Source organism: Streptomyces scabiei 87.22 (genome assembly GCF_000091305.1).
In the GTDB taxonomy this organism is placed as follows: Bacteria; Actinomycetota; Actinomycetes; order Streptomycetales; family Streptomycetaceae; genus Streptomyces; species Streptomyces scabiei.
Genome location: NC_013929.1, coordinates 5,518,597 through 5,542,777 on the forward strand (window position 1 = coordinate 5,518,597; position 24,181 = coordinate 5,542,777).

General features: G+C 71.5%; 24 protein-coding genes. 8 read left to right on the forward strand and 16 right to left on the reverse strand.

The window, feature by feature from the left end; translation table 11 throughout:
• Positions 1-308: 308 nt before the first annotated feature.
• From SCAB_RS23575 to mshD, 8 genes are all read right to left on the reverse strand, one after another.
• The gene (locus SCAB_RS23575; protein ID WP_013002578.1) at positions 309-731 is read right to left on the reverse strand and encodes an NUDIX hydrolase; all 423 of its coding nucleotides are present in this window, start codon (positions 729-731) and stop codon (positions 309-311) included.
• Positions 728-1,831 carry a CHAD domain-containing protein gene (locus SCAB_RS23580; RefSeq protein ID WP_013002579.1) on the reverse strand — a complete coding sequence of 368 codons (1,104 nt, stop codon included), beginning with the start codon at positions 1,829-1,831 and terminating at the stop codon, positions 728-730. The genes SCAB_RS23575 and SCAB_RS23580 overlap by 4 nt, the downstream gene beginning before the upstream one ends.
• The gene (locus tag SCAB_RS23585) at positions 1,812-4,046 is read right to left on the reverse strand and encodes an RNA degradosome polyphosphate kinase (protein WP_037726301.1); all 2,235 of its coding nucleotides are present in this window, start codon (positions 4,044-4,046) and stop codon (positions 1,812-1,814) included. The genes SCAB_RS23580 and SCAB_RS23585 overlap by 20 nt, the downstream gene beginning before the upstream one ends.
• 466 nt (positions 4,047-4,512) lie before the next feature.
• Complete coding sequence (locus SCAB_RS23590; protein ID WP_013002581.1) at positions 4,513-5,466, reverse strand: hypothetical protein; 954 nt, start codon at positions 5,464-5,466, stop codon at positions 4,513-4,515.
• Positions 5,463-6,467, reverse strand: a complete 1,005-nt coding sequence (locus SCAB_RS23595) for an ABC transporter (protein ID WP_013002582.1) — start codon at positions 6,465-6,467, stop codon at positions 5,463-5,465. The genes SCAB_RS23590 and SCAB_RS23595 overlap by 4 nt, the downstream gene beginning before the upstream one ends.
• Complete coding sequence (locus tag SCAB_RS23600; protein ID WP_013002583.1) at positions 6,464-7,360, reverse strand: ABC transporter ATP-binding protein; 897 nt, start codon at positions 7,358-7,360, stop codon at positions 6,464-6,466. Before SCAB_RS23600 ends, SCAB_RS23595 begins: the two co-directional genes overlap by 4 nt.
• A complete protein-coding gene (locus tag SCAB_RS23605) occupies positions 7,357-7,770 on the reverse strand; it encodes a GntR family transcriptional regulator (RefSeq protein ID WP_013002584.1) in 414 nt (137 codons plus the stop codon). Before SCAB_RS23605 ends, SCAB_RS23600 begins: the two co-directional genes overlap by 4 nt.
• A gap of 101 nt (positions 7,771-7,871) precedes the next feature.
• Complete coding sequence (gene mshD, locus SCAB_RS23610) at positions 7,872-8,798, reverse strand: mycothiol synthase (protein WP_013002585.1); 927 nt, start codon at positions 8,796-8,798, stop codon at positions 7,872-7,874.
• 274 nt (positions 8,799-9,072) lie between these two features.
• On the opposite strand from mshD, the gene SCAB_RS23615 reads away from it, so the two are divergent.
• Complete coding sequence (locus SCAB_RS23615) at positions 9,073-10,875, forward strand: bifunctional metallophosphatase/5'-nucleotidase (RefSeq protein ID WP_013002586.1); 1,803 nt, start codon at positions 9,073-9,075, stop codon at positions 10,873-10,875.
• A 104-nt stretch (positions 10,876-10,979) separates the two neighbouring features.
• Here SCAB_RS23615 and SCAB_RS23620 read toward each other — a convergent pair whose 3' ends face one another.
• The 7 genes from SCAB_RS23620 to SCAB_RS23650 all read right to left on the reverse strand — a co-directional run bounded on the left by SCAB_RS23620 (position 10,980) and on the right by SCAB_RS23650 (position 17,897).
• The gene (locus tag SCAB_RS23620; protein ID WP_013002587.1) at positions 10,980-11,840 is read right to left on the reverse strand and encodes a hypothetical protein; all 861 of its coding nucleotides are present in this window, start codon (positions 11,838-11,840) and stop codon (positions 10,980-10,982) included.
• A gap of 213 nt (positions 11,841-12,053) precedes the next feature.
• On the reverse strand, positions 12,054-13,514 hold the full coding sequence (locus SCAB_RS23625; protein ID WP_013002588.1) for a HAMP domain-containing sensor histidine kinase: 1,461 nt from the start codon (positions 13,512-13,514) through the stop codon (positions 12,054-12,056).
• Positions 13,511-14,245 carry a response regulator transcription factor gene (locus SCAB_RS23630; RefSeq protein WP_013002589.1) on the reverse strand — a complete coding sequence of 245 codons (735 nt, stop codon included), beginning with the start codon at positions 14,243-14,245 and terminating at the stop codon, positions 13,511-13,513. Before SCAB_RS23630 ends, SCAB_RS23625 begins: the two co-directional genes overlap by 4 nt.
• Before the next feature lie 135 nt (positions 14,246-14,380).
• Positions 14,381-14,566: a hypothetical protein gene (locus SCAB_RS23635; protein ID WP_013002590.1), complete on the reverse strand. Its 186-nt coding sequence runs from the start codon at positions 14,564-14,566 to the stop codon at positions 14,381-14,383.
• 105 nt (positions 14,567-14,671) lie between these two features.
• Positions 14,672-15,817 (reverse strand): S1C family serine protease, encoded by a 1,146-nt coding sequence (locus SCAB_RS23640; protein WP_041669541.1) that lies wholly within the window; start codon positions 15,815-15,817, stop codon positions 14,672-14,674.
• 183 nt (positions 15,818-16,000) lie between these two features.
• Positions 16,001-17,023, reverse strand: coding sequence for a LacI family DNA-binding transcriptional regulator (locus SCAB_RS23645; RefSeq protein ID WP_013002592.1), 1,023 nt, complete (start codon positions 17,021-17,023; stop codon positions 16,001-16,003).
• 94 nt (positions 17,024-17,117) lie between these two features.
• Positions 17,118-17,897, reverse strand: coding sequence for a response regulator transcription factor (locus SCAB_RS23650; protein ID WP_013002593.1), 780 nt, complete (start codon positions 17,895-17,897; stop codon positions 17,118-17,120).
• 216 nt (positions 17,898-18,113) lie between these two features.
• On the opposite strand from SCAB_RS23650, the gene SCAB_RS23655 reads away from it, so the two are divergent.
• From SCAB_RS23655 to SCAB_RS23685, 7 genes are all read left to right on the forward strand, one after another.
• On the forward strand, positions 18,114-18,983 hold the full coding sequence (locus tag SCAB_RS23655) for an alpha/beta hydrolase (RefSeq protein WP_173402900.1): 870 nt from the start codon (positions 18,114-18,116) through the stop codon (positions 18,981-18,983).
• A 104-nt stretch (positions 18,984-19,087) separates the two neighbouring features.
• Entirely contained in the window at positions 19,088-19,342 is a 255-nt protein-coding gene (locus SCAB_RS23660; protein WP_013002596.1) for a MoaD/ThiS family protein, read from the forward strand.
• A gap of 10 nt (positions 19,343-19,352) precedes the next feature.
• Entirely contained in the window at positions 19,353-20,579 is a 1,227-nt protein-coding gene (locus tag SCAB_RS23665; protein ID WP_041669543.1) for a hypothetical protein, read from the forward strand.
• A gap of 312 nt (positions 20,580-20,891) precedes the next feature.
• The gene (locus tag SCAB_RS23670; RefSeq protein ID WP_013002598.1) at positions 20,892-21,620 is read left to right on the forward strand and encodes an LmeA family phospholipid-binding protein; all 729 of its coding nucleotides are present in this window, start codon (positions 20,892-20,894) and stop codon (positions 21,618-21,620) included.
• 489 nt (positions 21,621-22,109) lie between these two features.
• The gene (locus SCAB_RS23675) at positions 22,110-22,949 is read left to right on the forward strand and encodes a sulfurtransferase (protein WP_013002599.1); all 840 of its coding nucleotides are present in this window, start codon (positions 22,110-22,112) and stop codon (positions 22,947-22,949) included.
• A 69-nt stretch (positions 22,950-23,018) separates the two neighbouring features.
• On the forward strand, positions 23,019-23,306 hold the full coding sequence (locus tag SCAB_RS23680) for a DUF1416 domain-containing protein (protein ID WP_013002600.1): 288 nt from the start codon (positions 23,019-23,021) through the stop codon (positions 23,304-23,306).
• 89 nt (positions 23,307-23,395) lie between these two features.
• On the forward strand, positions 23,396-23,659 hold the full coding sequence (locus SCAB_RS23685; RefSeq protein WP_005476872.1) for a DUF3099 domain-containing protein: 264 nt from the start codon (positions 23,396-23,398) through the stop codon (positions 23,657-23,659).
• 14 nt (positions 23,660-23,673) lie between these two features.
• Here SCAB_RS23685 and SCAB_RS23690 read toward each other — a convergent pair whose 3' ends face one another.
• Positions 23,674-24,036, reverse strand: coding sequence for a DsrE family protein (locus SCAB_RS23690; RefSeq protein WP_013002601.1), 363 nt, complete (start codon positions 24,034-24,036; stop codon positions 23,674-23,676).
• Positions 24,037-24,181: the final 145 nt, after the last annotated feature.

Sequence of the window (24,181 nt, forward strand, 5' to 3'; positions counted from 1 at the left end):
ACGCGGGAGCGCGCGGGCCGGGGTGCGGGGGCGCCCGTCGGCGGGAGCGGGCGGGAGCGGAAGGGATCGTGGCCGCCCGCCCTGGGTAACGTTGTCGGTGTGGCGCATCAAGGCGAGCCGGTACTCCCGCAACAGCATCGGACGACCACCGTCGAGCAGGGCCGGTTCTGTGTGGCGAGATGCAGCTGCGGCTGGCGCGGGCCCGCCCGGCGGGCCAGGAGCCTGGCCCGGACGGACGCCGAGGGGCACACGGGCGGGGTGTGAGCGCCGGGCCGGGTGGACGTGGCGCCGGGCGGGACGCAGGGCCGTCAGGCGTGGCGCAGGGCCGTCAGGAACTCGTCGACCAGTTCGCGGTCGCGGGGCTGGGTGAGGCGGGAGCGGGCGGCGTCCGGGGCCAGCCAGAGGATCCGGTCCACCTCGTCATTGGGGGTGAAGTGGCCGCCGGTCGCCTCGGCCGCCCAGTAACTCACCTGCTTGGCCCGGCCGTTGACGAGGTAGTGGGCGGTGGGCAGCCGGGGGCCGGGCGCGCAGCGGTGGCCGGTCTCCTCCTCGACCTCGCGCAGGGCGCCGGTGAGGGCGTCCTCGTCGCGCTTCAGCTTTCCCTTGGGATGCGACCAGTCGTCGTACTTGGGCCGGTGGACCAGGCAGATCCGCAGGTCCCCGGCCTCCGGCGAGCGGCGCCACAGGACGCAGCCGGCCGCCTGGATGACGGTGTCGCTGTGCTCGGTCACGACGTGCTCACCGCTTTCTTCTTCCAGGACTGCTGGAACGCGAACCGGGCGGCCTCGACCTCGTGACGCTGGTCGGCGTGCAGGACGCCGAGGGCGTAGGCCGTGGCCGGGGCGATCCGGGGGGTGCGGGCGGCCGCGGCCGCGGCCGAGCCCGCCTCGGAGGCGTCGCGGTGCCGGTTGAGGGCCTCGCCGGCCGCGAGGAGGCGTACGTCGACGGGAACCGCCTCGGGATACAGGACCTCCAGGGCGTAGCGGTGGAGGCGGAGCAGGAGCCGTACCTGGTGCCAGGGGGCGTCCTGCGGGTGGGGCGCGGTGTCCGCGGAGAGGCCGTGGATGAGGGCCTCGGCGTTGTACGGGTGGCCGGCGGTGTGCAGGGGCAGGCCGGTGACCGCGTCGCACAGGCGGTCGTGGGCGGCGGCGGCCAGGGGGCGCAGGTCCGCGGTCGGGGCGGCGGGGGTGAGCGGGACCTCGCTGGCGAGCACGGCGACGTTGTCGGCGACGGCGTGGAAGCGGCTGGAGCCGAGGGCCTGGAGGGCGGCGGAGTGGGCCCGGGTGCGGGCGAGGGTGAGCTGGCGGTCCAGCAGGGCGCCGGCCTTCGCCGCGCCGACGGTCAGGGTGCCGCGGTCCGGGGCGGCCGGGGGGCGGCTGCCGACGGCGGAGGCGGCGGGACGGGCTGCGGTGCGGCCGCCCGCGGCGACGGTGGTGGCGGTGCGGGCCGGCACCGCCTGCTGGGCCGGGAACGGGGCCGCTCCCGAGAGGCGGTTGAGGGCGCTCACCAGGCGGTCCAGGCGGGCCGCGTAGGCGTGCTCGCGTCCCAGCGTGCCGGCCAGCCAGGCCAGTTCGGGGCGGAGCGACTCCGACCAGTCCGTGTCCAGGAGCGGGCGGAAGGTGTGCAGGGTGCCGCTGATGCGGCGGGCCGAGCGGCGCAGGGCGAGCGCCGCGTCGGCGGACTCCTCGGCTCCCGCGGCCGCGCCCCCACCGGTCTCCCGGTGGGTGCGCAGCGCGCGGAGGAACTCCGTGGCCCGGGCCCGCAGATAGCCGGCGACGGCGTCCGCGGGCACGACCGTGGAGTTCGTGGGGTCAAGGTGTTGCTGTGCCACGCCGGCGCCTCCGGGCGTCAATGAGCATCTCCTGGACGTTGCGCAGGGGCTGGCCGTCCGTGTCGTACGAGTGCCGGGTCCACTCGCCGTCGGGGCCGAGGTGCCAGGAGGAGGTCAGGTCGGACATGCCGGTCTCCAGCAGGCGGTTGAGGGCCGCCCGGTGGGCCGGGTCGGTGATCCGGATCAGGGCCTCGATCCGGCGGTCGAGGTTGCGGTGCATCATGTCGGCGCTGCCGAACCACACCTCGGGCTCGCCGCCGTTGCCGAAGATGAAGATCCGGGAGTGTTCGAGGAAGCGGCCGAGGACGGAGCGCACCCGGACGTTCTCCGACAGGCCCGGGACGCCGGGCCGGATGGCGCATATGCCGCGCACCCACACGTCGACCGGCACACCCGCCTGCGAGGCCCGGTAGAGGGCGTCGATGAGGGCCTCGTCCACGATCGAGTTGACCTTGATACGGACGTGTGCGGGACGTCCGGCACGGTGGTGCTGGACCTCCTTGTTGACGCGGGCGATCAGGCCGTCGCGCAGGGACTTGGGCGCGACGAGCAGACGGCGGTAGGTCTCGCGGCGGGAGTAGCCGGAGAGCCGGTTGAACAGGTCGGAGAGGTCCGCGCCGACCTGCGGGTCCGAGGTGAGCACGCCGAGGTCCTCGTAGAGGCGTGCCGTCTTCGGGTGGTAGTTGCCCGTGCCGACGTGGCTGTAGCGGCGGAGGGTGTCGCCCTCCTGACGGACCACCAGGGACAGCTTGCAGTGGGTCTTCAGACCGACCAGGCCGTAGACGACGTGGCAGCCGGCCTCCTCCAGCTTGCGGGCCCACTTGATGTTGGCGTGTTCGTCGAAGCGCGCCTTGATCTCGACCAGGACGAGGACCTGCTTGCCGGCCTCGGCGGCGTCGATGAGCGCGTTGACTATGGGGGAGTCGCCGGACGTCCGGTACAGGGTCTGCTTGATCGCGAGGACGTCCGGGTCCTCGGCGGCCTGCTCCAGGAACGCCTGCACCGACGTCGAGAACGAGTCGTAGGGGTGGTGCAGCAGCACGTCCCGGTTGCGCAGGGCGGCGAAGATGTCCGGCGCGGACGCCGACTCGACCTCGGCCAGGTCGCGGTGGACGCCGGCGACGAACTTGCGGTACTTCAGCTCGGGCCGGTCCAGGGAGGCGATGCGGAAGAGGCCGGTGAGGTCCAGGGGCCCGGTCAGCGGGTAGACCTCGGACTCCTTGATCTTCAGCTCGCGCACCAGCAGGTCCAGGACCTCCTGGTTGATGTTCTCCTCGACCTCCAGACGCACCGGCGGCCCGAAGCGGCGCCGCATCAGTTCCTTCTCCAGGGCCTGGAGCAGGTTCTCGGCGTCGTCCTCCTCGACCTCCAGGTCCTCGTTGCGGGTGACCCGGAAGGCGTGGTGCTCCAGCACCTCCATGCCCGGGAACAGCTCCTCCAGATGGGCGCCGATCACGTCCTCCAGCGGGACGAACCGGCCCGGGGAGGCCTCCAGGAAGCGGGACAGCAGCGGCGGGACCTTGACCCGGGCGAAGTGCGAGGTGCCGGTGACCGGGTTCTGCACGCGTACGGCCAGGTTCAGGGAGAGACCCGAGATGTACGGGAAGGGGTGCGCCGGGTCGACGGCCAGCGGCGTCAGGACCGGGAAGATCTGGTGGCGGAAGAGGGTGAAGAGGCGGGCCTGCTCCTTCTCGGCCAGCTCGCTCCAGCGGACCAGGTGCACGCCCTCCTCGGCCAGTGCCGGGGCGACGTCCTCGTGGAAGCAGGCGGCGTGCCGGGCCATCAGCTCACGGGAGCGGGCCCAGATCATCTCCAGCACCTCGCGGGGCTGCAGGCCGGAGGCGGACTTGGTGGCGACGCCGGTGGCGATGCGGCGCTTCAGGCCGGCCACGCGGACCATGAAGAACTCGTCGAGGTTGCTGGCGAAGATCGCCAGGAAGTTCGCCCGTTCCAGGAGGGGGGTGTTCGGGTCCTCGGCCAGTTCCAGGACGCGTTCGTTGAAGGCGAGCCAGCTGCGTTCCCGGTCGAGGAAGCGGCCCTGCGGCAGCCTCTCGCCGCCGTGGTCCTCCTCCTCGTATCCGTCGAGGTCGGCGTCGATGTCGGGTTCCAGGTCGGAGACCGCGGCCGACACCGTGTGCGGGCGGTGGCCCGTTATGGAGCCGACGGTCGGCTGTGCGTGCTGGACCTGGTCTGCCTGGGCATGGGACTGGCTCATGGCACCATTCTTCCGCGCCGCGAGCATCACAGGCGCGTCGGACAGGGCCGGTGGGAGTGCGGCGACGGGCGCGAGGGCGTTCGCGGCGTCGTTCTCGGCGATGTCGGCGTCGATACGGGCGACGACGTCGACCACGCCGACGACACCGGCGGCGTGGTCCGGGGCTGTGGGCACGGTCGCACGGGGGCCGTTCCCCGCGCTCTTCCCGTTGCTTGGGCCGTTGCGTGGGGGAGGCGAGGGCTCGGGCACGACGGGGTTCATTGCCGAAGCGTCGCAAGGCCGTCTTAATCGCCGGTTACGGAGACCTTACGTGCGGGATAGCGCGGGGAGGCCCGCCGGTTCCGCGCGGACCTGCGCCGGGCCCCGGCGCACGCTGTTCCGCCGTCGCACGCCGTTCACCTTCTGTACGCCGTCGGCACGCCCCTCCCCCCGTAGGAGGGGCGTGCCGGGTCGATGGGCCGGGCCGTCAGCGTGCGCGGCGGCGCAGCACCCAGAAGGCGGCGGCGGTGGCGAGGACGGCGACGGCGAGGACGATGCCGGTGGCCACGAGGTGCAGGGGCCAGAAGTGGGACGCCGGGTGCACCTCGGCGTACAGATCGGTGAAGCCCTTCCCGCTCATGCACCGGGTGTAGTCGATGTCGGCGTCGGCGTCGAAGCAGGTGAGGTCTTCGACGCGGGCACCGGAGGCGGTGATCGAGCCCAGCTCCAGCTGGTCCGCCGTCATCGGCAGCCGACTGGCGGTGGTGCCGGTGAGTGTCGTGGACGGCCACAGCTCGTCGTACCGCGCGTCGAACCATGTGCGGAACGCGACCATGAAGCCGAGGGCCACGGTGAGGGCGGGCAGCGCACGTCTGAGGGCGAGGCCGGCCAGGGCGCCGACGGCCAGTGCGCACAGGGCGTACGCCAGGAGGGCCGGGCCTCGGTTGACGAAGGGGTCGGTGTAGTACCACTCGTCACCGCGCAGGTCCCGGTTCGAGGGCCAGGTCCAGCGGTAGAGCAGCACCAGGACCGTGGTACCGGCGGTCAGCGCGACGGCGGGCACCGCGAGCTTGACGGTGAGCCAGCGGACCGGGGTGACGGACTGGGTCCAGGCCAGCTGGGCCGTGCCCCGCTCCAGCTCGATGCCGGTCAGAGAGGCCCCGGCCCAGGCGGCCACGCCGAAGCAGAGGTACGAGACGAGCGTGCCGATCGTGCTGATGCTCGTGCTGTACGACATCGCCGACTCGATGTCGACGCACCCGCCGTGCCTCGCGCACATGGCGCTCTCCCGCCGGACGTCGTCCAGGGCGACGAACCGCAGCCAGAGCATCCATCCCGCCATGGCCAGCACATATGTGGCCCACACCAGCAGCGCGGGGCGGTGCACGCGTCCCACGGTCCAGGCCATGCCGCCGCGCGCGGTGACGGTTCCGGTACTCATATGACGTCTCCGGTGTGGCGGCGCAGCAGGCGGAAGGCGGCCCAGACCAGCAGGGCGGTGACGGCGAGGGCGATGCCCGTCTCGACGAGCTGGAGGGGCCAGAAGTGGGAGGAGGGGTGGTAGTCGGCGTAGAAGGCGACGCCGTCCCGGTCGCAGGCCCCGCCCTCGCATTTCAGCTCCGAGACGCGCTCGCCGGACCGGGTGATGAAGCCGCGGTCGACCAGCTCGCCCGTCCAGTCCCCCTCCGGGGACTGGGATACGTGGCTCGCGGCCGGCCACAGCAGGTGGCGGTTGGCCTGGATGACGCCCGTGAGGACGGTCGTGCCCACCACGCCGACGCCGAGCGCGGGAAGCGAGCGGCGGACCAGCAGGCCCGCGACAACCCCGACCGCCAGTCCCAGCAGGGCGTACGCGGTGGCGAGGGTGCCGTGGCCGATGAAGGTGGAGGACTCCCACCAGTCGCGCGTCCCCGACAACTGGCGGAGCCGCTCCTCCCGCCACCACACCAGGCGGTTCAGCAGGGTCAGCAGGACCGTCCCCGAGACGATCACGGCGGCCGGGACCGCCAGCTTGGCGGCGAGCCAGCGGGCCGGCGTGACGGACTGGGTCCAGGACAGCCGGGCCGTGCCGGTCTCCAGTTCGCGGCCGATCAGGGCGCCGCCCGCCCAGGCGCCGATCAGGACAGGGACGACGGTGAGGACGGTGCGGCCGAGGCCGGCCATCAGGCCGTACTTGTTGTAGGCGGCGCCCTGATCGCCGCAGTAGTCGGCCGGCGTACAGCCGTTCCTCACCTGCTCGGCCAGGGCCGCGTCGACGCCGGGTCCCGCGGCCCACAGCAGCCCGCCGCCGATGAGGACGACCAGCAGTCCCCAGAACCACAGCGCCGACTGGTGCACGCGGAGCGTGGCCCGGATCAGGCCGCGGGTGGGGGACATGGCAGGGGGCGGGGCCGGCCGCTGCGCGCGGGCGGTTCCGGCGGTCTCGGTGGTCGTGGTGCTCATACGGCCGCCTCCTGGGGCCCGGCACTCTCGTCGAGCGTGAGGGCCGGCGCCTGAGGTGCCCTCAGGTGGGCGAGGACCAGCTCCTCCAGGGTCGGCTCGGCGGTCTGCCAGCCGGGGCCGACGGGGCCCTGGGGGCGGATGAGCGCGGTGAGCTGACGTCCCGTCGTGCGGGACTCGACGACCGTGTGCGGGGTGAGGTCGCCGGCGGGGCCGGTGACCAGGGTGTGCGCGGCGAGGATGTCGTCCAGCGGGCCCGCGAGGCGGACGCGTCCGGCGCCCAGCAGGAACAAGTGGTCGCAGGAACCCTCCAGTTCGGCCACCACGTGCGAGGACATGACAACCGTGGTGCCGTGCTCGGCGGCTTCCGCGAGCAGGGTGCCCATCAGCTGGTGCCGGGCGAGCGGGTCGAGGTCGGCCATCGGCTCGTCCAGGAGCAGCAGTTCGGGTCGTTTGCCGAGCACGAGGGCGAGCGCGACCCGGGTGCGCTGGCCGCCGGAGAGGGAGCGGACCTTGGCGGCCCGGTCCAGCCCGCCCTCGTCCACCACCCGCCCGGCGACGGCCGCGTCCCAGCGCCCGGGGTTCAGCTCGTGGCCCAGCCGCAGGGTCTCGGCGACGGTGAGCTGCGGGTACAGGGGTTTGTGCTGGGCCACGTACCCGATGCGCTCGCGGGCCGCGGCCGGGGTCGTGCCCAGTACGCCGATGGTGCCCTCGGTGGGGCCGAGCAGCCCGGCCGCGTGGGCCAGGAGTGTCGACTTGCCCGCGCCGTTCGGTCCGACGACCGCGCACACCCGTCCTCTGGGCAGCCGCAGCGTGCAGTCGCGCAGTGCCCAGCCCCCCTGTCGCCACCCGAACTTCTTGCCGAGCGCGGCCGCTTCCATCGCGGTCCCCGTCATGCCTCGTCCCCCTGATCCCTCTGGTCTCGCCGATCCCTGCTGAACTGCTCGTCCAGTACGGACGTGAAGAGTGCCGCCACGTCGTCCCGTTCGAGCCCGGTCTCCCGGGCCCGTACCGCCCAGGCGTCCAGCTCGGCCCGCAGCGGGGAGTCGACGGGCGTGGCGCCCAGCGACTTCCGGACAAACGTGCCGAGGCCGCGGCGGGCCTCGACCAGCCCTTCGCGCTCCAGCTCGCGGTAGGCCTTCAGCACCGTGTTCGGGTTGATCGCGGTGGCTTCCACGACCTCGCGGGCCGTGGGGAGCTTGTCGCCGGGCTCCAACAGGCCGAGCCGCAGGGCCTGTTTGGTCTGCTGGACGATCTGGACGTAGGTGGCGACACCGCTGCGCCGGTCGATGCGGTACTCGACCACTCGACAACCACCCTTTCACTAATTGAGTAGTGAAAGGGTGGTGCAAGAGAGGGGGCGGTGTCAACCACACCGCCCCCTGCCTGGGGAAAACTCCGGGTACGTCAGGTTTCGCTGCGGTACATCAGATCCGTCTCGTACGTCACGAAGCCCAGTCGCTCGTACACGGTCACCGCCGCCTTGTTGTCGGCGTCCACGTAGAGCATCGCGGTGGGCAGGCCCTGGGCGGCGAGGTGGCGCAGGCCGATCGTGGTGAGGGCCTTGCCGAGGCCGCCGCCCTGCGCGCCGGGGCGCACGCCGACGACGTAGACCTCGCCGAGCTGTTCCGCGGCGTGCGCCTTCGTCCAGTGGAAGCCGACCAGTTCCTCTCCCCGGAAGGCCAGGAAGAACCCCGCGGGGTCGAACCAGGGTTCGCCCTTGCGGTCGTCGAGGTCGCGCTGGGTCAGGGAGCCCTGTTCGGGGTGGTGGGCGAACGCCTCCGCGTTGGCGGCGAGCCAGGCCGCGTCGTCCTCGCCGGGGACGAAGGCGCGGACGGTGACTCCCTCGGGCAGGACGGGCTCGGCGGGGTCGAAGTCGGTCAGGGAGCGGCGCATCTGGCGCAGTTCGCGGAAGAGGGTCAGGCCGAGGACCTGGGCGAGATGGCGGGCGGCGGAGTGGCCGCCGTGCGCCCAGACGCGCAGGCGCTTGCCCGACTCGGCCAGCAGGGCGGAGCCGAGGGCCCGGCCGTGGCCGTGACCCCGGTGGGAGGGGTGGACGACCAGTTCGGCGGCGGGCGCCTCGACGGGGTCGTTGTCCTCCAGCTGGGCGTAACCGACCAGATCCTCGCCGACGCTGAGGAGGAGGTGGCGTACGCCTTCCCGGGGGCCGCCGCGGAGCTGGAGGCGGCCCTGCTCGGAGACCGCCTGCTGGCCGTCCACCTGGGCGGCCTCGTCCAGCAGCGCGAGTACGGCGTCCTTCTGGGCGGCGGTCAGGTCCGGGCGGGTCTCGATGCGGCGCGCTCCGCTGGGCTGGGCCGTGTCGTCGCTGGTCATGGGTTCGAGATTAACCGGGGGTGCGGTGGGGGCGCGCCTATGAGCCCGGCCGGTTCCGTGGTCTTTGCGGGTGCGGCTTGAATCTGGCTGGTCGCGCAGTTCCCCGCGCCCCTTCGGGGCGCGCCGTTCGTCCTCTTTCGTCACCAGTCCTCCTTGATGGCAACCAGGTCGTAACCATGAACCCCCTGTCGCGCTACGCGCGTTGACCCTACGCTTCGGGCCGACGGGGCCTGTTCTCACGTTTTCCTTACTTCTCACGAATCCAGGGGGGCACATGTCAGCCACACCCCAAGCGCGGCGCCGCCGCAACCGGATCCTCGCCGCCGCGGCCGGCCTGGCGACCGTCGGGGCGCTGGCCGCCGCGATGCCGGCGAGCGCCGGTGAGGCGCCGTCGCACAAGCCCGGCAAGAACAAGCCGCGCTACCAGGACGTGCAGCTGCTGTCGTTCAACGACCTGCACGGCAACCTGGAGCCGCCGGCCGGTTCCTCGGGCCGGGTGACCGAGCTGCACGAGGACGGCACGACCACGACGATCAACGCCGGTGGTGTCGAGTACCTGGCCACGCACCTGCGGGACGCCCGCAAGGCCAACAGCAAGTTCTCGATCACGGCCGCCGCGGGCGACATGGTCGGTGCCTCCCCGCTGATCTCGGGCCTGTTCCACGACGAGCCCACCATCGAGGCGCTGAACGGGCTCGACCTCGACGTGACGAGCGTCGGCAACCACGAGTTCGACGAGGGCGCCAAGGAGCTGCGCCGCCTGCAGAAGGGCGGCTGCCACAAGGTCGACGGCTGCTACGTCGACGGCAAGAAGTTCAAGGGCGCCGACTTCCCGTACCTCGCGGCGAACGTCATCGAGGAGAAGACCGGCAAGCCGCTCCTGAAGCCCTACTGGGTGTGGAAGAAGAACGGCGTCAAGATCGGCTTCATCGGTGTGACCCTGGAGGACACCCCGGGCGTCGTCTCCGCCGAGGGCGTCAAGGGCCTCAAGTTCAAGGACGAGGTCGAGACGATCAACAAGTACGCCAAGGAGCTGGAGAGCCAGGGCGTCAAGTCGGTCGTCGCGCTGATCCACGAGGGCGGCCTGCCCGCCTCCCAGTCGTACAACTACGACTGCGACTCGCCCGGCGCCGGTGACGGCATCTCGGGTCCGATCGTCGACATCGCCAAGAACATCACGCCGAAGGTCGACGCCCTGGTCACGGGCCACACGCACGCCGCGTACGCCTGCACGATCAACGACCCGGCGGGCAAGCCGCGCATGGTCACCTCGGCCGCGTCCTTCGGCCGCCTCTACACCGACACGACGCTGACGTACGACCGTGTGACCGGCGACATCGCCCGTACGGCCGTGAAGTCCGCGAACCACGTGGTCACCCGGACCGTGCCGAAGGCCGCCGACATGACGGCCCTCATCAGCAGGTGGAACACCCTCGCCGCCCCCATCGGCAACCGCACCATCGGCTACATCTCCGCCGACGTGCCCAACGTCGGCACGGAGACCCCGATGGGTGACCTCATCGCCGACGCGCAGTACTGGTACGGCAAGACCCTGGACCCCGAGGTCGACCTCGCGCTGATGAACCCCGGCGGTGTGCGCGCGCCGCTCACCTACGCGGCCAAGGGCACCGAGGGCGACGGCGTGGTCACCTACGCCGAGGGCTTCACCGTCCAGCCGTTCTCCAACACGGTCAACCTGCAGGACTTCAAGGGCTCCCAGATCATCCAGGTCCTCAAGGAGCAGGTCAGCGGTTCGAACACCGCCGCGCCGAAGGTGCTGCTGCCGTCGTCCGGTCTGACGTACACGCTCGACCTCACGAAGACCGGCGCCGACCGCGTCGTCGTCGGCACCATCAAGCTCAACGGTGCCGCCATCGACCCGAACGCCACCTACCGTGTCGCCACCAACAGCTTCCTCGCGGGCGGCGGCGACGGCTACCCGACGCTGGGCCAGGGCACGAACGACCTGGTCGGCGCGGACGACCTCAGCGCGCTGGAGCAGTACCTGCTGGCCAACTCCTCGGCGAGCAGCCCGATCGCGCCCCCGGCCGCCAACCGGATCACGATCATCAACTAGCCACCCGCCCCACGGGCCGCTCACGAAAAGGTTCCCCGCTCCCCTCCTGGGGGGTGCGGGGAACCTTTTTCGTCACCGACGCGGCGTACGGGCGGGCGGGAGCCTCACTTGGCGCAGGTCTTCGGGTCCAGCTTCTGCTCCCACTTGTCCTCGCGGCCGTCGGGCTCGCCGTTGGGCAGGAGCTTGTCGGAGGTGCCGTCGATGAAGTAGCCGTACGAGTAGATCGTGCGGTAGGAGCGGTTGCGCCAGGTGTGGACGGTCTTCTCGCCGTTGCCCTTGTTCCAGGAGTAGTCCTCGACGTAGAAGATCGGGTTCACCCGGACCACACGCTGGAACGGCGTCCACGTGACGGCGATCTGCGTGCACGGCGGGATCGTCTTCTCGCTGCGGCGCTCACGGGTGGAGGACTTCTCCCAGCCCCACTCGTACGAGAAGCTGCCGCCGGCCTCCGCGGAGAAGATGCTCTTGGCGACGGAGAAGCTGAGCTGCGCGCCGACGCTCTTCTTGGCGAAGGTCTTCGTGGTGTAGCTGCTGACGAAGGTCTCCTTGTCGTCCTTCGAGCCCCGGTTGCCGATCCAGGGGGAGGTGCGGACGGCGGTGCCCGTGGTGGACCAGGTCGACGCCTGCGCGTTGCCGCACCAGCCGCGGAAGGTCTCCCAGTCGCCGGCCGGCAGCCACAGGCCGACGACGTCCCGCAGGTACTCGTCCCGCGTCTTGAACTCGCCGGTACGGACGTTGAGGGCCCCGTACACGCCCGTCAGGCTCGTCCTCTGGCCACAGAGCCGCTCGATCATCGAGTCGGTGTTGCCGGGGTCCACGCCCCGGATGTTCGTGGCGCCGCCGGGCCCGCCGGCCGCCTGCGCGGAGCCGGAGCCGGCGAGGAGGCCGGACACGGCCAGCGCGGTGGAGGCGGCGACGAGGGCGCCCTTCTTGAGGGAGGCCCTGACCTTGAGTGCGGTTCGCATAGTTGTGCGCTCCTACTGATGTACGCCGGCGTCGGCAGCCACCGGTTCGGTCGTCCGGGGAACGAGGAACTCGAAGAACTCCCCGGTAGGGAACACGACCGACCTCACAGCGGCGTCAGAGCCTCCTCCGGCGCTTCTCAGAAATGTGTCACGAACACGTCACGCAAGATCCACGGGGTCGACGGTGACGGGGGTCCGCCTTCGTCGAGGGCCTCACACCCCCGCCGGCTCCCCCGGTGGCGGAGTCGTCGCACCCGGCAGCCGGACCGTCGCCCGTGTGCCGCCGCCGTCCGCCCGGGACAGGGACACCTCGCCGCCCGCCTGTTCGACCGTGCGGGCCACGATGGACAGGCCCAGCCCCGAGCCCGGCAGGGCCCGCGCGCTGGGGGAGCGCCAGAAGCGGTCGAAGACGTGGGGGAGTTCGTCGGCGGGGATGCCGGGGCCGTGGTCGCGGACCCGGAGGACACCCCCGTCGAGGGAGACCTCGATCGAGCCGCCCTCGGGGCTGAACTTCACCGCGTTGTCGAGGATGTTGACGATGGCCCGCTCCAGCGCGGACGGCTCGGAGCGCACGTACCAGGGCTGGAGGTCCGCCGTGATCGTCAGCTCGGGGCCGCGCAGCCGGGCCCGGCGCAGGGCCGCCTCCACGGTCTCCTGGAAGTCGACCACCTGGAGGTGCCGGCCGCCCTGCTGGCCCGACTCCGAGCGCGACAGCTCTTGCAAGTCACCTATCAGCGCGGCCAGTTCGGTCATCTGGGCCTTCACCGAGGCGAGCAGGGCCTTGCGGTCGTCCGCGGGGATGGGGCGGCCCGTCTCCTCGCTGCGAGTGAGGAGTTCGATGTTGGTGCGTAGCGACGTCAGCGGCGTACGGAGTTCGTGGCCGGCGTCGGCGATCAGCTGCTGCTGCAGTTCGCGGGAGCTGGCTAGGGCGCTCGTCATCGAGTTGAAGGAGCGGGAGAGACGGGCGACCTCGTCCTCGCTCCGCTCCTCCACGGGAATGCGGATGCTCAGGTCCTCGGTGCGCGCCACGTGCTCGACGGCCTCGGTGAGCTTGTCGACCGGCCGCAGACCCGCACGCGCCACGGCCAGACCGGCCGCACCGGCACCGACGACCCCGATGCCGGAGACGAGGAGGAGGATGAGGGCGAGGTCGTTGAGGGTGGACTGGGTGCCCTTGAGCGGGAGCGCGACGACGACCGCCGCGTGGGACGTCTCCCCGGTGGCCCGATCGGTGAGGGTCACCGGCTCGGTCATGATCCGTACGTCGGCGCCTTCCGAGTCGGTGCCGTTGCGGAAGAGGGCGAGATCACGATCCGTGCCGCTGACGATCTCCTCGTCGCCCTCGCTGACGTTGACCAGGCCTGCGGAGAAGGGCAGAACACAGGGAGTTCCGTTCTCCAGGACCACCTGGAAGTAGGTGTTCTGGGGGCCCTGGCGGCCGTCGTTCTTCGCCGGGACCTGCGTGCAGGAATTGACCGCCTGCGCGGCCGTGTTCCGCATCATGCCCATGGACTTCTTCAGGTCGTCGTTGAGCTGGTCGTACAGCTTCCCCTGCACGATGAACCAGCAGGTCACCGACACCGCCGCCACCGCGAAGGCCACCGCCGCCGCGACCAGCATCGCCAGCCGGGCCCTGATCGGCAGGGACCGGTAGCGGCCCAGGAGCCTTCTCACTCCGCGCCGCCCTGCCGCAGGACGTACCCGACACCGCGCACCGTGTGCACGAGCCGCGGCTCGCCGCCCGCCTCGGTCTTGCGGCGCAGGTACATGACGTACACGTCGAGGGAGTTGGAGGACGGCTCGAAGTCGAAGCCCCAGACCGCCTTCAGGATCTGCTCCCGTGTGAGGACCTGGCGCGGGTGCGCCATGAACATCTCCAGCAGGGTGAACTCCGTACGGGTCAGCTCCACCGGGCGCGTCCCCCGCGTGACCTCGCGCGTCGCCAGGTCCATCCGCAGGTCCGCGAAGCTGAGCGCCTCGTCCGCCTCGGCGGTGTCGGCGAGGGCGGTCGCGTAGGTGCTGCGGCGCAGCAACGCCCGCACCCGGGCGAAGAGTTCGTCCAGTTCGAACGGCTTGACGAGGTAGTCGTCCGCGCCGGCGTCGAGACCGGTGACGCGGTCGCCGACCGTGTCGCGGGCCGTGAGCATCAGGATCGGGGTGGTGTCGCCGGCGCCGCGGATACGGCGGGCCGCGGTCAGCCCGTCCATCCGCGGCATCTGGACGTCGAGGATCACCAGGTCCGGCCGGTACGCGGTCGCCTTCTCCAGCGCGTCCGCCCCGTCGACGGCGACCTCGGTGCCGTAGCCCTCGAAGGCGAGGCTGCGCCTGAGCGCGTCGCGCACCGCCGGCTCGTCGTCGACGATGAGGATGCGCTGGGGTTCGGTGGCACCTTCGGCGGGGCTCATGTGGGTGTCGTTCCTCGTGTGGGGTGGGTACGGGGCCGGGGCGCCGTAGGGGCTGGTCGCACGGTCTCGTCCTAGCCTTGCACGTCACCGGGCCGCGCAGTAGCGCGTGCGGATCGGCTGCGGATCAGCGGTTGATCAGCCGCGGACCGGGCGGCGGCGGGGCCGGCCGGCCGTGGCGCGGCGGGCCGGGGCGGGGACGGCGGACGCCACCTCGGGTGCCCTCGTCACCGCCGGGTGCAGCTCGGCCGCCACCGCGAGGGCGAGACCCAGCCCGGCCGGGTCGCCGACGGTCTCCACGTCGTGCGAGATCTGCGTGATCATGTCGAACTCCCTGGACTCAGCGGGACTGGAGGAACTGGAGGGACTGGAGAGGTTGATGGGGCTGATGGGGCTGATGGGGTGGGTGGGCAGCGGGTGGGCCGGACCTCAGTCCGAGCCGCCCGCGCGCAGCGTGCTCAGGTCGGCCTTGACCGTGTTGACCGGGATCGCGAAGCCGAGGCCCACGCTGCCCGCGCTGGACGAGGAGGCGTCCGCGGCGGAGTACATCGCCGAGTTGATGCCGATGATGTTGCCGTTCATGTCGATGAGGGCGCCGCCGGAGTTGCCGGGGTTCAGCGAGGCGTCCGTCTGGAGGGCCTTGTACGTGGTCGTCGACGAACCCGTGTCGCCGTTGAACTGCTGCCCGCCGAACTCGAACGGCCACTGCCCGCCACCGCCACCGCCCTGCTGCTGGCCCTGGCTCTCGTCCGTCGAGACCGTCACGTCACGGTCGAGGGCGGAGACGATGCCGCTGGTGACCGTGCCGGTCAGACCCTCGGGGGAGCCGATCGCCACGACCTGGTCGCCGACCTTGACGCCGGCGGAGTCGCCGAGCGTGGCGGTCTTCAGCCCGGAGGCGTTCCGCAGTTTGATGAGGGCGAGGTCCTTCTTGCTGTCCGTGCCCACGACCTCGGCGGTGTAGGTCTTGCCGTTGCTCGTCGACACCTTGATCTGCGAGGCGCCGGCGATGACGTGGTTGTTGGTGACGATCTCGCCGTCGCTGGTGATGATCACGCCGGAACCGGTGGACTCCCCGGCGTTCGAGGCGGCGTTGATCTCCACGATGCTCGGGCTGACCGCCGAGGCGACGCCGGCGACGGTGCCCTTCTGGCTGGTCGGCACCACGCTCGTGCTGGTGGAGCTGGAGGTCGCGCTGCTCGTGCCGGTCAGCTCCTGGATGCCGTAGGCCGTACCGCCGCCGATCGCCGCCGCGACGAACGCCACGGCCGCCACCAGCGCGATCGGACCCCGGCTCCGCCTTCTCGACGCGGGTGCCGTCACCGTCCCCGCCGATGCGCCCGTTCCCGGCGACGCGCCCGTTCCCGGCGACGCCGTCGCCGAGGCCGGCTCGTACGCCGGCGGAGGCGGCCACTCCGGGTTCACCGGGGCGGAGGCGGGCTGCTGCCGGAGGTACGCGGGCTGCTGCTGGGTCTCGCCCTGGGCGTACCCGGAGTGCTGCTGCTGACCCTGGTAGGGGTTCTCACCCTGGTAGGGGTTCTCGTACTCGCCGCTGCGGCGGAAGCTCTCGGTCATGACTCAGAGCCTGCCGCCCGACCATGAGACGTTCCTGAGTGCTCCCTGAGAACCGAACCAGAAGCTCGTTCGCCCCATATAAAGGCGCCGGGCCCGCCAGGCATGGGAAAGCAAGGAAGCACCGTGCGAGGAGCGGTGACCTACCTGGTGTTCAGCGGTCGGCCGGGTCCACGCCCCGCAGGGCTACGGGCAGCCGCAGGACCGCCGGGCCACCAGCGTCGACGGGAACAGCTTCACCCGCTCGCGCCGGGACCCGGCCACCCGGATCCCGTCGTCCAGCACCAGGTCCACCGCGGCCCGTGCCATCCCCGTACGGTCCGTCGCGATCGTCGTCAGCGGCGGATCGGTCAGCGCCGCCTCCTTGACGTCGTCGAACCCGACGACGGCCAGCTCGCTCGGCACCTCGATGCGCAGCTCGCGCGCGGCCCGCAGCACACCGATCGCCTGGTCGTCGGTGGAGCAGAAGATCGCCGGCGGCCGGTCCGGCCCGGCCAGCAGCTTGAGCGCCACCTGGTAGGCGTCGTACCGGTTGTAGGGGGCCTGGAAGAGCCGGCCCTCGGTGGGGATCCCGGCCTCGTCCATGGCGCGCCGCCAGCCCTCGACGTGGTCGGAGACGGGGTCGCCGACGAGCGGGGTCTCGGCGATGCCGCCCAGACAGGCGACGTACGCGTACCCGTGCGACAGGAGGTGATCCACGGCGAGCTTCGCGCCGCCGATGTCGTCGGTCACCACGGCCACGTCGTCGATCGCCTCGGGCCGCTCGTGCAGCAGCACGACCCGCGCGTCCCACGCCTCTATCTCGGCGGCCGCGTTGTCGTTCAGGGCGTGGCTGACGAGGATCAGTCCGGAGACCCGCATCCCGAGGAACGCCCGCAGATAGTGGACCTCGCGCTCGGCGACGTAGTCGGTGTTGCCGACGAGCACCATCTTTCCGCGCTCGGCGGCGGCCTGCTCCACGGCGTGGGTCATCTCGCCGAAGAAGGGCTGGCGCGCGTCCGGCACGATCATGCCTATGAGGTCCGTGCGCCGGGAGGCCATCGCCTGGGCGACGCGGTCGGGCCGGTACGACAGTTCCTTGATCGCGGCGAGGACACGCTCGCGCGTGGCCGGGGCGACCGGCCGGGGTCCGTTGTTGATGACGTAGCTCACGACGGCGGTCGATGTACCCGCCAGTCGTGCCACGTCATCCCGAGTCACCTTGGCCACGCGCGGAGTCTACGCGGATGGATCGCCGCTGGGCAGGGCGTACGCCGGCACACCGATGGGTTACCGGCGCGTACGGAGCCCGGCGGCACCGCCCCTACGCCTCGGCCGCGACCTCGACGGCCTCCAGAGGCGCCGTCTCGTCCGCATCCGCCGCCTTTGAGGAGGCGGCCCTGCTCTTGGCGTCGTCACCGGCGCGCTCCGCCTTCTCGGGCGTAACGAATCGATAACCGACGTTGCGGACCGTCCCGATCAGGGACTCGTGCTCGGGGCCGAGCTTGGCGCGCAGCCGCCGTACGTGGACGTCGACCGTCCGGGTGCCGCCGAAGTAGTCGTAGCCCCAGACCTCCTGGAGCAGCTGGGCGCGGGTGAAGACGCGGCCCGGGTGCTGGGCGAGGTACTTGAGGAGCTCGAACTCCTTGAACGTGAGGTCGAGGACGCGGCCCTTGAGCTTGGCGCTGTAGGTCGCCTCGTCCACCGAGAGGTCGCCGTTGCGGATCTCCATGGGGGAGTCGTCGTTGACGATCTGCTGCCTGCCCATGGCGAGCCGCAGCCGGGCCTCCACCTCGGCGGGGCCGGCGGTGTCGAGGAGGACGTCGTCGATGCCCCAGTCGGCGGTGACGGCGGCGAGGCCGCCCTCGGTGACGACCAGGATGAGGGGGCAGCCGGGGCCCGTGGAGCGGAGCAGCTGACACAGGCTGCGGACCTGCGGGAGGTCGCGGCGGCCGTCGATCAGGATGACGTCCGCACCGGGGGTGTCGACAAGAGCGGGGCCTTCCGCCGGGGCCACGCGCACGTTGTGCAGCAGCAGGCCGAGGGCCGGAAGCACCTCAGTGGAAGGCTGGAGGGCATTGGTCAGGAGCAGCAGAGAACTCATACGTCTGGTTCCTCCTCGGTCCCTGCGAGGACGTGTGTGGCACTGTGCGCCACCGCGATCTTCGAATGCGGCGCCGATCAGTGTTCTGCTCTGCGATCCCGGGGCCCGTACACCTGCGGTCATCTGGCGTTTCCCGCTCGTATACAACGCTTCCGAAAGCACAAAAGGACCCGGGGGCAACATTGCCCGAGTCCTCTGTCCAGCAGAATAGCCCACATGAGTGCTGGTCCGGCAGGCCATGTGACGCGATCTTCCGACATTCCGAACTCTGAGACGGCCGGTCGAACGAGTTCGGCGCCACCCCGCACCCCTTTGCGCAGGTTTCTACGCACTGACGACGGGGTGAATATCGAGGCCGTATACAACCCGAAAGCCGTTGTATACAAAGGTGCGGCGGGCACCGGAACTCCATCTTCCGGCCCTCTCGCATTCATCGTCGCGCACGGCTTCACCGGGCACGTTGATCGTCCACATGTTCGGAGGGTGGCGCAGGCGCTCACGCGGTACGGGTCCGTCGTCACCTTCTCCTTCCGGGGTCACGGACGGTCCGGCGGCCGCTCCACGGTCGGCGACCGTGAGGTGCTCGATCTCGCGGCGGCGGTCCGCTGGGCCCGCGCCCTCGGGCACGAGCGCGTCGCCACGGTCGGGTTCTCCATGGGCGGCTCGGTCGTCCTGCGCCACGCGGCCCTGCCGGACGGCCCCGACGCGGTGGTCTCCGTCAGCGCCCCCGCCCGCTGGTACTACCGCGGTACGGCCTCCATGCGCCGGGTCCACTGGCTCATCACCCGCCCCGAGGGCCGCCTGCTCGGCCGCTGTGCCTTCCGCACCCGTATCCACCACCGGGACTGGGACCCCGTCCCCCTCTCCCCGGTGGAATCCGTCCCCCTCATCGCCCCGACCCCGCTCCTGGTGGTCCACGGCGACAGCGACGGCTACTTCCCGACCGACCATCCCGCCATGCTGGCGGCCGCGGCGGGGGAGAACGGCGAGCTGTGGCTGGAGCGGGGGATGGGGCACGCGGAGAACGCGGCGAGCGCGGAACTGCTGGCCCGCGTCGGGGAGTGGGTAGCGGGGAGGGTGCGGTGAACCGTGTCCGGGAGGGTGCGGTGAACGGATGCCGCCGTGGTTTCCCCGTCGCGCCGCCCGCCCCGTAGCCTGATCCCCGTCACGACTAATACAGAGGAACGCAGATGCCAAAGGGCACCGTCCGCTACTGGGCCGCGGCCAAGTCCGCAGCCGGCCTCGCCGAGGAGCCCTACGACGCGGCCACCCTCGCGGAGGCACTGAACGCGGCCCGCGACCGGCACCCCGGCGAACTCGTCCGCGTCCTGCGGCGATGCTCGTTCCTCGTCGACGGCAACCCGGTGGGCACCCGCGCCCATGAGACGGTACGTCTGGCCGAGGGCGGCACGGTCGAGGTGCTTCCGCCGTTCGCAGGAGGGTGACCCCCACATCATGAGCAACCAGCCGTACGGGTACGAGGGCCACCAGGGCTACGACGAGTACCAGCGGGCGCAGCAGTACGGGGCCGCGGCGCAGCCCGAGTGGCAGGGCTACGACGAGGGCCGGGCCGCCCAGGCCCAGCAGTACACCCAGCAGTGGGAGGGCCAGACCTGGGAGACCCAGATCCAGCCCCAGACCCCGCCCGCCGGCCATCCGACGGAGACGGCGTACCTGCCCCAGCAGCCGGACGGCCCGAGCGCGCGGTACGGGCAGCAGCCGGGGCAGGACGGGCAGCAGGGGCAGCCGACTCCGTACGACCCGTACAACTCGTACGACCCGTACGGGCAGCAGGTGCCTCAGGCGTCTCAGCCACCCCAGGCTCCTCAGCCGACCCCGGCGCAGGCGCCCGTGCCGCCCCCGGCGGACCCCGCCGCGACGCCCGATCCCGGTTACGGACCGCCCACCCTCACCGGCAACACCCGGGTCACCGACGCCCAGCGGGCGCGGGCCGAGGGACGGTCGCCGATCATCGAGCCCGGGATGCAGCCTGCGCTGATCACGGCCGTGCTGGGCCTGCTGCTGGCCGGTGCGGCGGCGATCGGCGAGTACGCCCTCGCCGTGCCCCTGGTGATCCTCCAGGCCGTGACCGCGGCGGGCTGGTTCCGGCTGAACGGCATGTGGCCGGCCCGGCAGGGCATCGTGCTGGCGTTCGCGGGCGCGCTCGCGGCGGACGCGGCCCTGTTCGCGGCCGGACGGGAGCACGCGCCCGCCGCGATCCTCGGGACGCTCGGTGTGTGGGTGCTGCTCGCCCTCGTGCTCGGGCTGCGCAGCCACGCGGACCCGGACGAGCGGATGTACGGCCTGATGGCGACGGTGGCCTCGGCGGCGCTGTCGATCATCGCGACCGGTCATCTGGCGGCCGAGGCGGACGCGGTCACGGTGGGCGGGGTCGCGGTGGCGGTGGCCGTGGTGGCCCGCGCCCTGCCGCTGCCCACGCCGGCGTCGGTGGTCGTGGCCCTGCTGGCGGCGACCGGCGCGGGCATCGCCGTCGGCGGCGCGACCGACCTCGGCACCTCCGGGGCTCTGCTCGGCGCCGGGGCGGGCGTCTGCGCGCTGATCGGACACCGGGTCGCGGCGTACGACTACCCCTCGCGCTTCGTCCACTTCACCGCGGGGGTGGCCCTGCCGCTGACGGCCGCGGCACCGGCGGTGTACCTCCTCGGCCGCGCCCTGACCTGACGGCTCCGCCGTCGTACGTTCGCCGGGTGCGGGGCCTGGGCCTTTCATGTCCGGCTGGGCCCGGGCTTTCAGGGGCGCGGGGAACTGCGCGACCAGCCCCCACCGGACCCGCACCCGCCCAGGCGCCCAGAACGCCCCGCCCGGAACGCCCACCCCGGCCGCCCCTGTCACAGCTGATCAACAAGGCACCCCGGCCCGCCCCACCTTCACACCCACACGATTACTCTCGCGGAGAACGGCCACTCAGGTCGTGGACAACGGGACTGATCGCCGGGCCGAACGCCGAGTGGACTACGTGGGGAACACCGAGACATGCGCGCACTGCGAATACTTGTCATCGTCGCCGTGATCCTGGGCGGCCTCTTCGTGATCGCCGACCGCGTGGCCGTCGGCTTCGCCGAGGACGAGGCGGCCCAGCAGCTGAAGACCAGCGAGGGCCTCGCGACCGCCCCCGACGTCTCCATCAAGGGTTTTCCGTTCCTCACCCAGGTCGCGAGCGGCGAACTCGACGACGTAGAGGTCGGCATCGAGGACTACGAGGCGACCACCGGCAAGGCGGACGAGAGCATCCGCATCGCCGACCTGAAGGCGAACATGCACGGCGTCGCCTTCTCCAGCGACTACAGCTCCGCCACCGCCGCCACCGCCACCGGCACCGCGACCATCACGTACGACGAACTCCTCAAGGCTGCCAAGTCCGCGCCCACCCGGATCCTCCCCGGCGCGACCGCCCAGGTCGTCGGCCTCTCCGACGGCGGCAAGGGCAAGGTCAAGGTCGACATCAAGGTCACCTTCCTGGGCAAGTCGACGACCTACCCGGTGCTCAGCACGGTCACCGTCGACGGCGACACCGTGAAGGTGCACGCCGACAACCTGCCGAACCTCGTCGTCGAGGCCGCCGAGGGCCAGGTCCGCTCGATCACCGACTTCGAGCAGAAGATCGACGGCCTCCCCGGCGGCATCAAGCTCGACAAGGTCGAGGCCGCGCCGGACGGCGTGGACATCACGGTCCGGGGTTCGAACGTCAAGCTCGCCGGGTAGGACCGGGGCGGGATCGAGCGGGCGGCGAACGACGGACGACGGACGACGGACGACGGACGACGGACGGTGACCGGCGCACGACGCACGGACCTGCGCTGTCCGAGTGGCGAGACGTTCACGTCCGCGGGGCAGCTGTGACGATCGCTACACCCCTCGGGAATCGCCCCGCCGGCAGCGCGTACGCCCTTCCGGTCCCACATTACGGACGATCGCGTCTCATTATCCGACACACCGGTGACACGTCCGCCTGTCCGTCCCTACGATCGACAGTCATGAAGCGACAGGCGGATCTCACGAAGCGGCGGGCAGTAGACCTGTGCCGCGTCGCCGCCATGCTCTGTCGCACTTTCTGAGCGAGCGGCGGAGTCCTGCCGCCGCGTCCCCGATGCCTGCCCTGTTCGAGCCAGGGCCCATCCCTGCGCGCCCCGGCCGAACCGCCGGAGACACCCGCAACCCGCCCCGCCGTAACTGCCCCGGAGGAGTAAGAGCATGAGCCGCAGCGACGTCCTGGTAGACGCCGACTGGGTCGAGGCCAACCTCGACGACCCGAACATCGCCGTCGTCGAGGTCGACGAGGACACCACGGCGTACGAGAAGAACCACATCAAGAACGCCATCCGGATCGACTGGACGAAGGACCTCCAGGACCCGGTCCGCCGTGACTTCGTCGACCAGGAGGGCTTCGAGAAGCTCCTGTCGGAGAAGGGCATCGGCAACGACACCCTCGTCGTCCTCTACGGCGGCAACAACAACTGGTTCGCCTCGTACGCCTACTGGTACTTCAAGCTGTACGGCCACGAGAACGTCAAGCTGCTCGACGGCGGCCGCAAGAAGTGGGAGCTGGACGCCCGCGAGCTGGTCGACGAGGTGCCCGTACGCCCCGCCACCGAGTACAAGGCCAAGCCGCAGAACACCGCGATCCGCGCCTTCCGTGACGACGTCGTCGCCGCGATCGGCTCGCAGAACCTGGTCGACGTGCGCTCGCCCGACGAGTTCTCCGGCAAGCTGCTCGCCCCGGCCCACCTGCCGCAGGAGCAGTCCCAGCGTCCGGGCCACGTACCCAGCGCCCGCAACATCCCGTGGTCGAAGAACGCCAACGACGACGGCACCTTCAAGTCGGACGACGCCCTCAAGGAGCTGTACGCCGACGAGCAGGTGGACCTGGCGAAGGACACCATCGCCTACTGCCGCATCGGTGAGCGTTCCGCGCTGACCTGGTTCGTCCTGCACGAGCTGCTCGGTGTGGAGAACGTCAAGAACTACGACGGCTCCTGGACCGAGTACGGCAGCCTCGTCGGCGTCCCGATCGAGCTCGGCGCCAACAAGTAAGACACCCCCGCGTACCCACCCGACCGGCCTTCCTTCCGGTCAGACCCCTATCTGAATCTGGAGAAAGACATGTGTGGAGCGAAGGCCGGCGGCCCGGACGCCTCGACGATCAAGCCCGGTGAGACCACGATCCAGGGCCAGGTGACCCGCGACGGCGAGCCGGTGGTCGGTTACGTCCGGCTGCTGGACTCGACCGGCGAGTTCACGGCGGAGGTCCCGACCTCCGCGACGGGCCAGTTCCGCTTCTACGCGGCCGAGGGCACCTGGACCGTCCGCGCGCTCGTCCCCGGCGGCACCGCCGACCGTACCGTCGTCGCCGAGCAGGGCGGCCTGGCGGAGGTCGCGATCGCCGTCTGAGGCGGTTGTTCCCGAACGGCCGAGGGCCGTACCCCTGGTGTCCGACCGGGGGTACGGCCCTCGGCCGTGCGCGGGCCTACGCTGGAGACATGTACGCCCGCCGGCGCCACGCCTACTTCGCCATGATGGGCACGTGCCTCGCGCTCTTCGTCCTGGCCTGGGGCGTCGTACGCCTCTGGTCGGTCCCGGTCGCGGTCGGCATGTGCGTGGTCGCCATGGTCATCCCGCCGCTGGCCGCGGTCGTCGCCAACCGGCGCGGTCCCGACGACCGCTGGTGGGACGACCCCTCCGGCGACCCGAAGTCCGACGAGTGGTGGGACGAGCTGGACGGCCGGAGACGGCCGAGACCCTAGACCGGGTCCGCCGCTCAGTAGACGAGCGCCCGGGCGTCGTCCGCCAGCGCCTCCTGCACGAACACCTGCGCCCCCGCGATCCGGACGCCCTCGATGACGTCCTTCTCGGTGATGTCGCGGCGGGCGGCGCACTGGGTGCACAGGGTGAGCCTGCCGCCCGCGAGGACCGAGTCGAGCAGATCGGGGAGCGGGGCGGCGTGCGGCAGCTCGAACTCGGCGGCCCGGCCCGGCAGCGCGAACCACGCGGACTCGCCGGTCAGCCACAGGGACACCTCCACCCCGCTGGCCACGGCCACGGCGGCCACCGTGAACGCCTGGGAGCACCGCTCGGGGGCGTCCGCCCCGGCCGTCACCTTGATCACGAGCTTCTTCGCCATGGCCGCATGGTAGTCCGCGCCGTGATCACCGCACCTCGCGGCGAACCCCGGACCCCGGCCGCGTAAGCTGGGGTCCGGCCTTGTGCAGTACCGAACCCCCGCTCATCCGAGGAGCACCCCGTGGAACTCTTCTTCGAAATCCTGC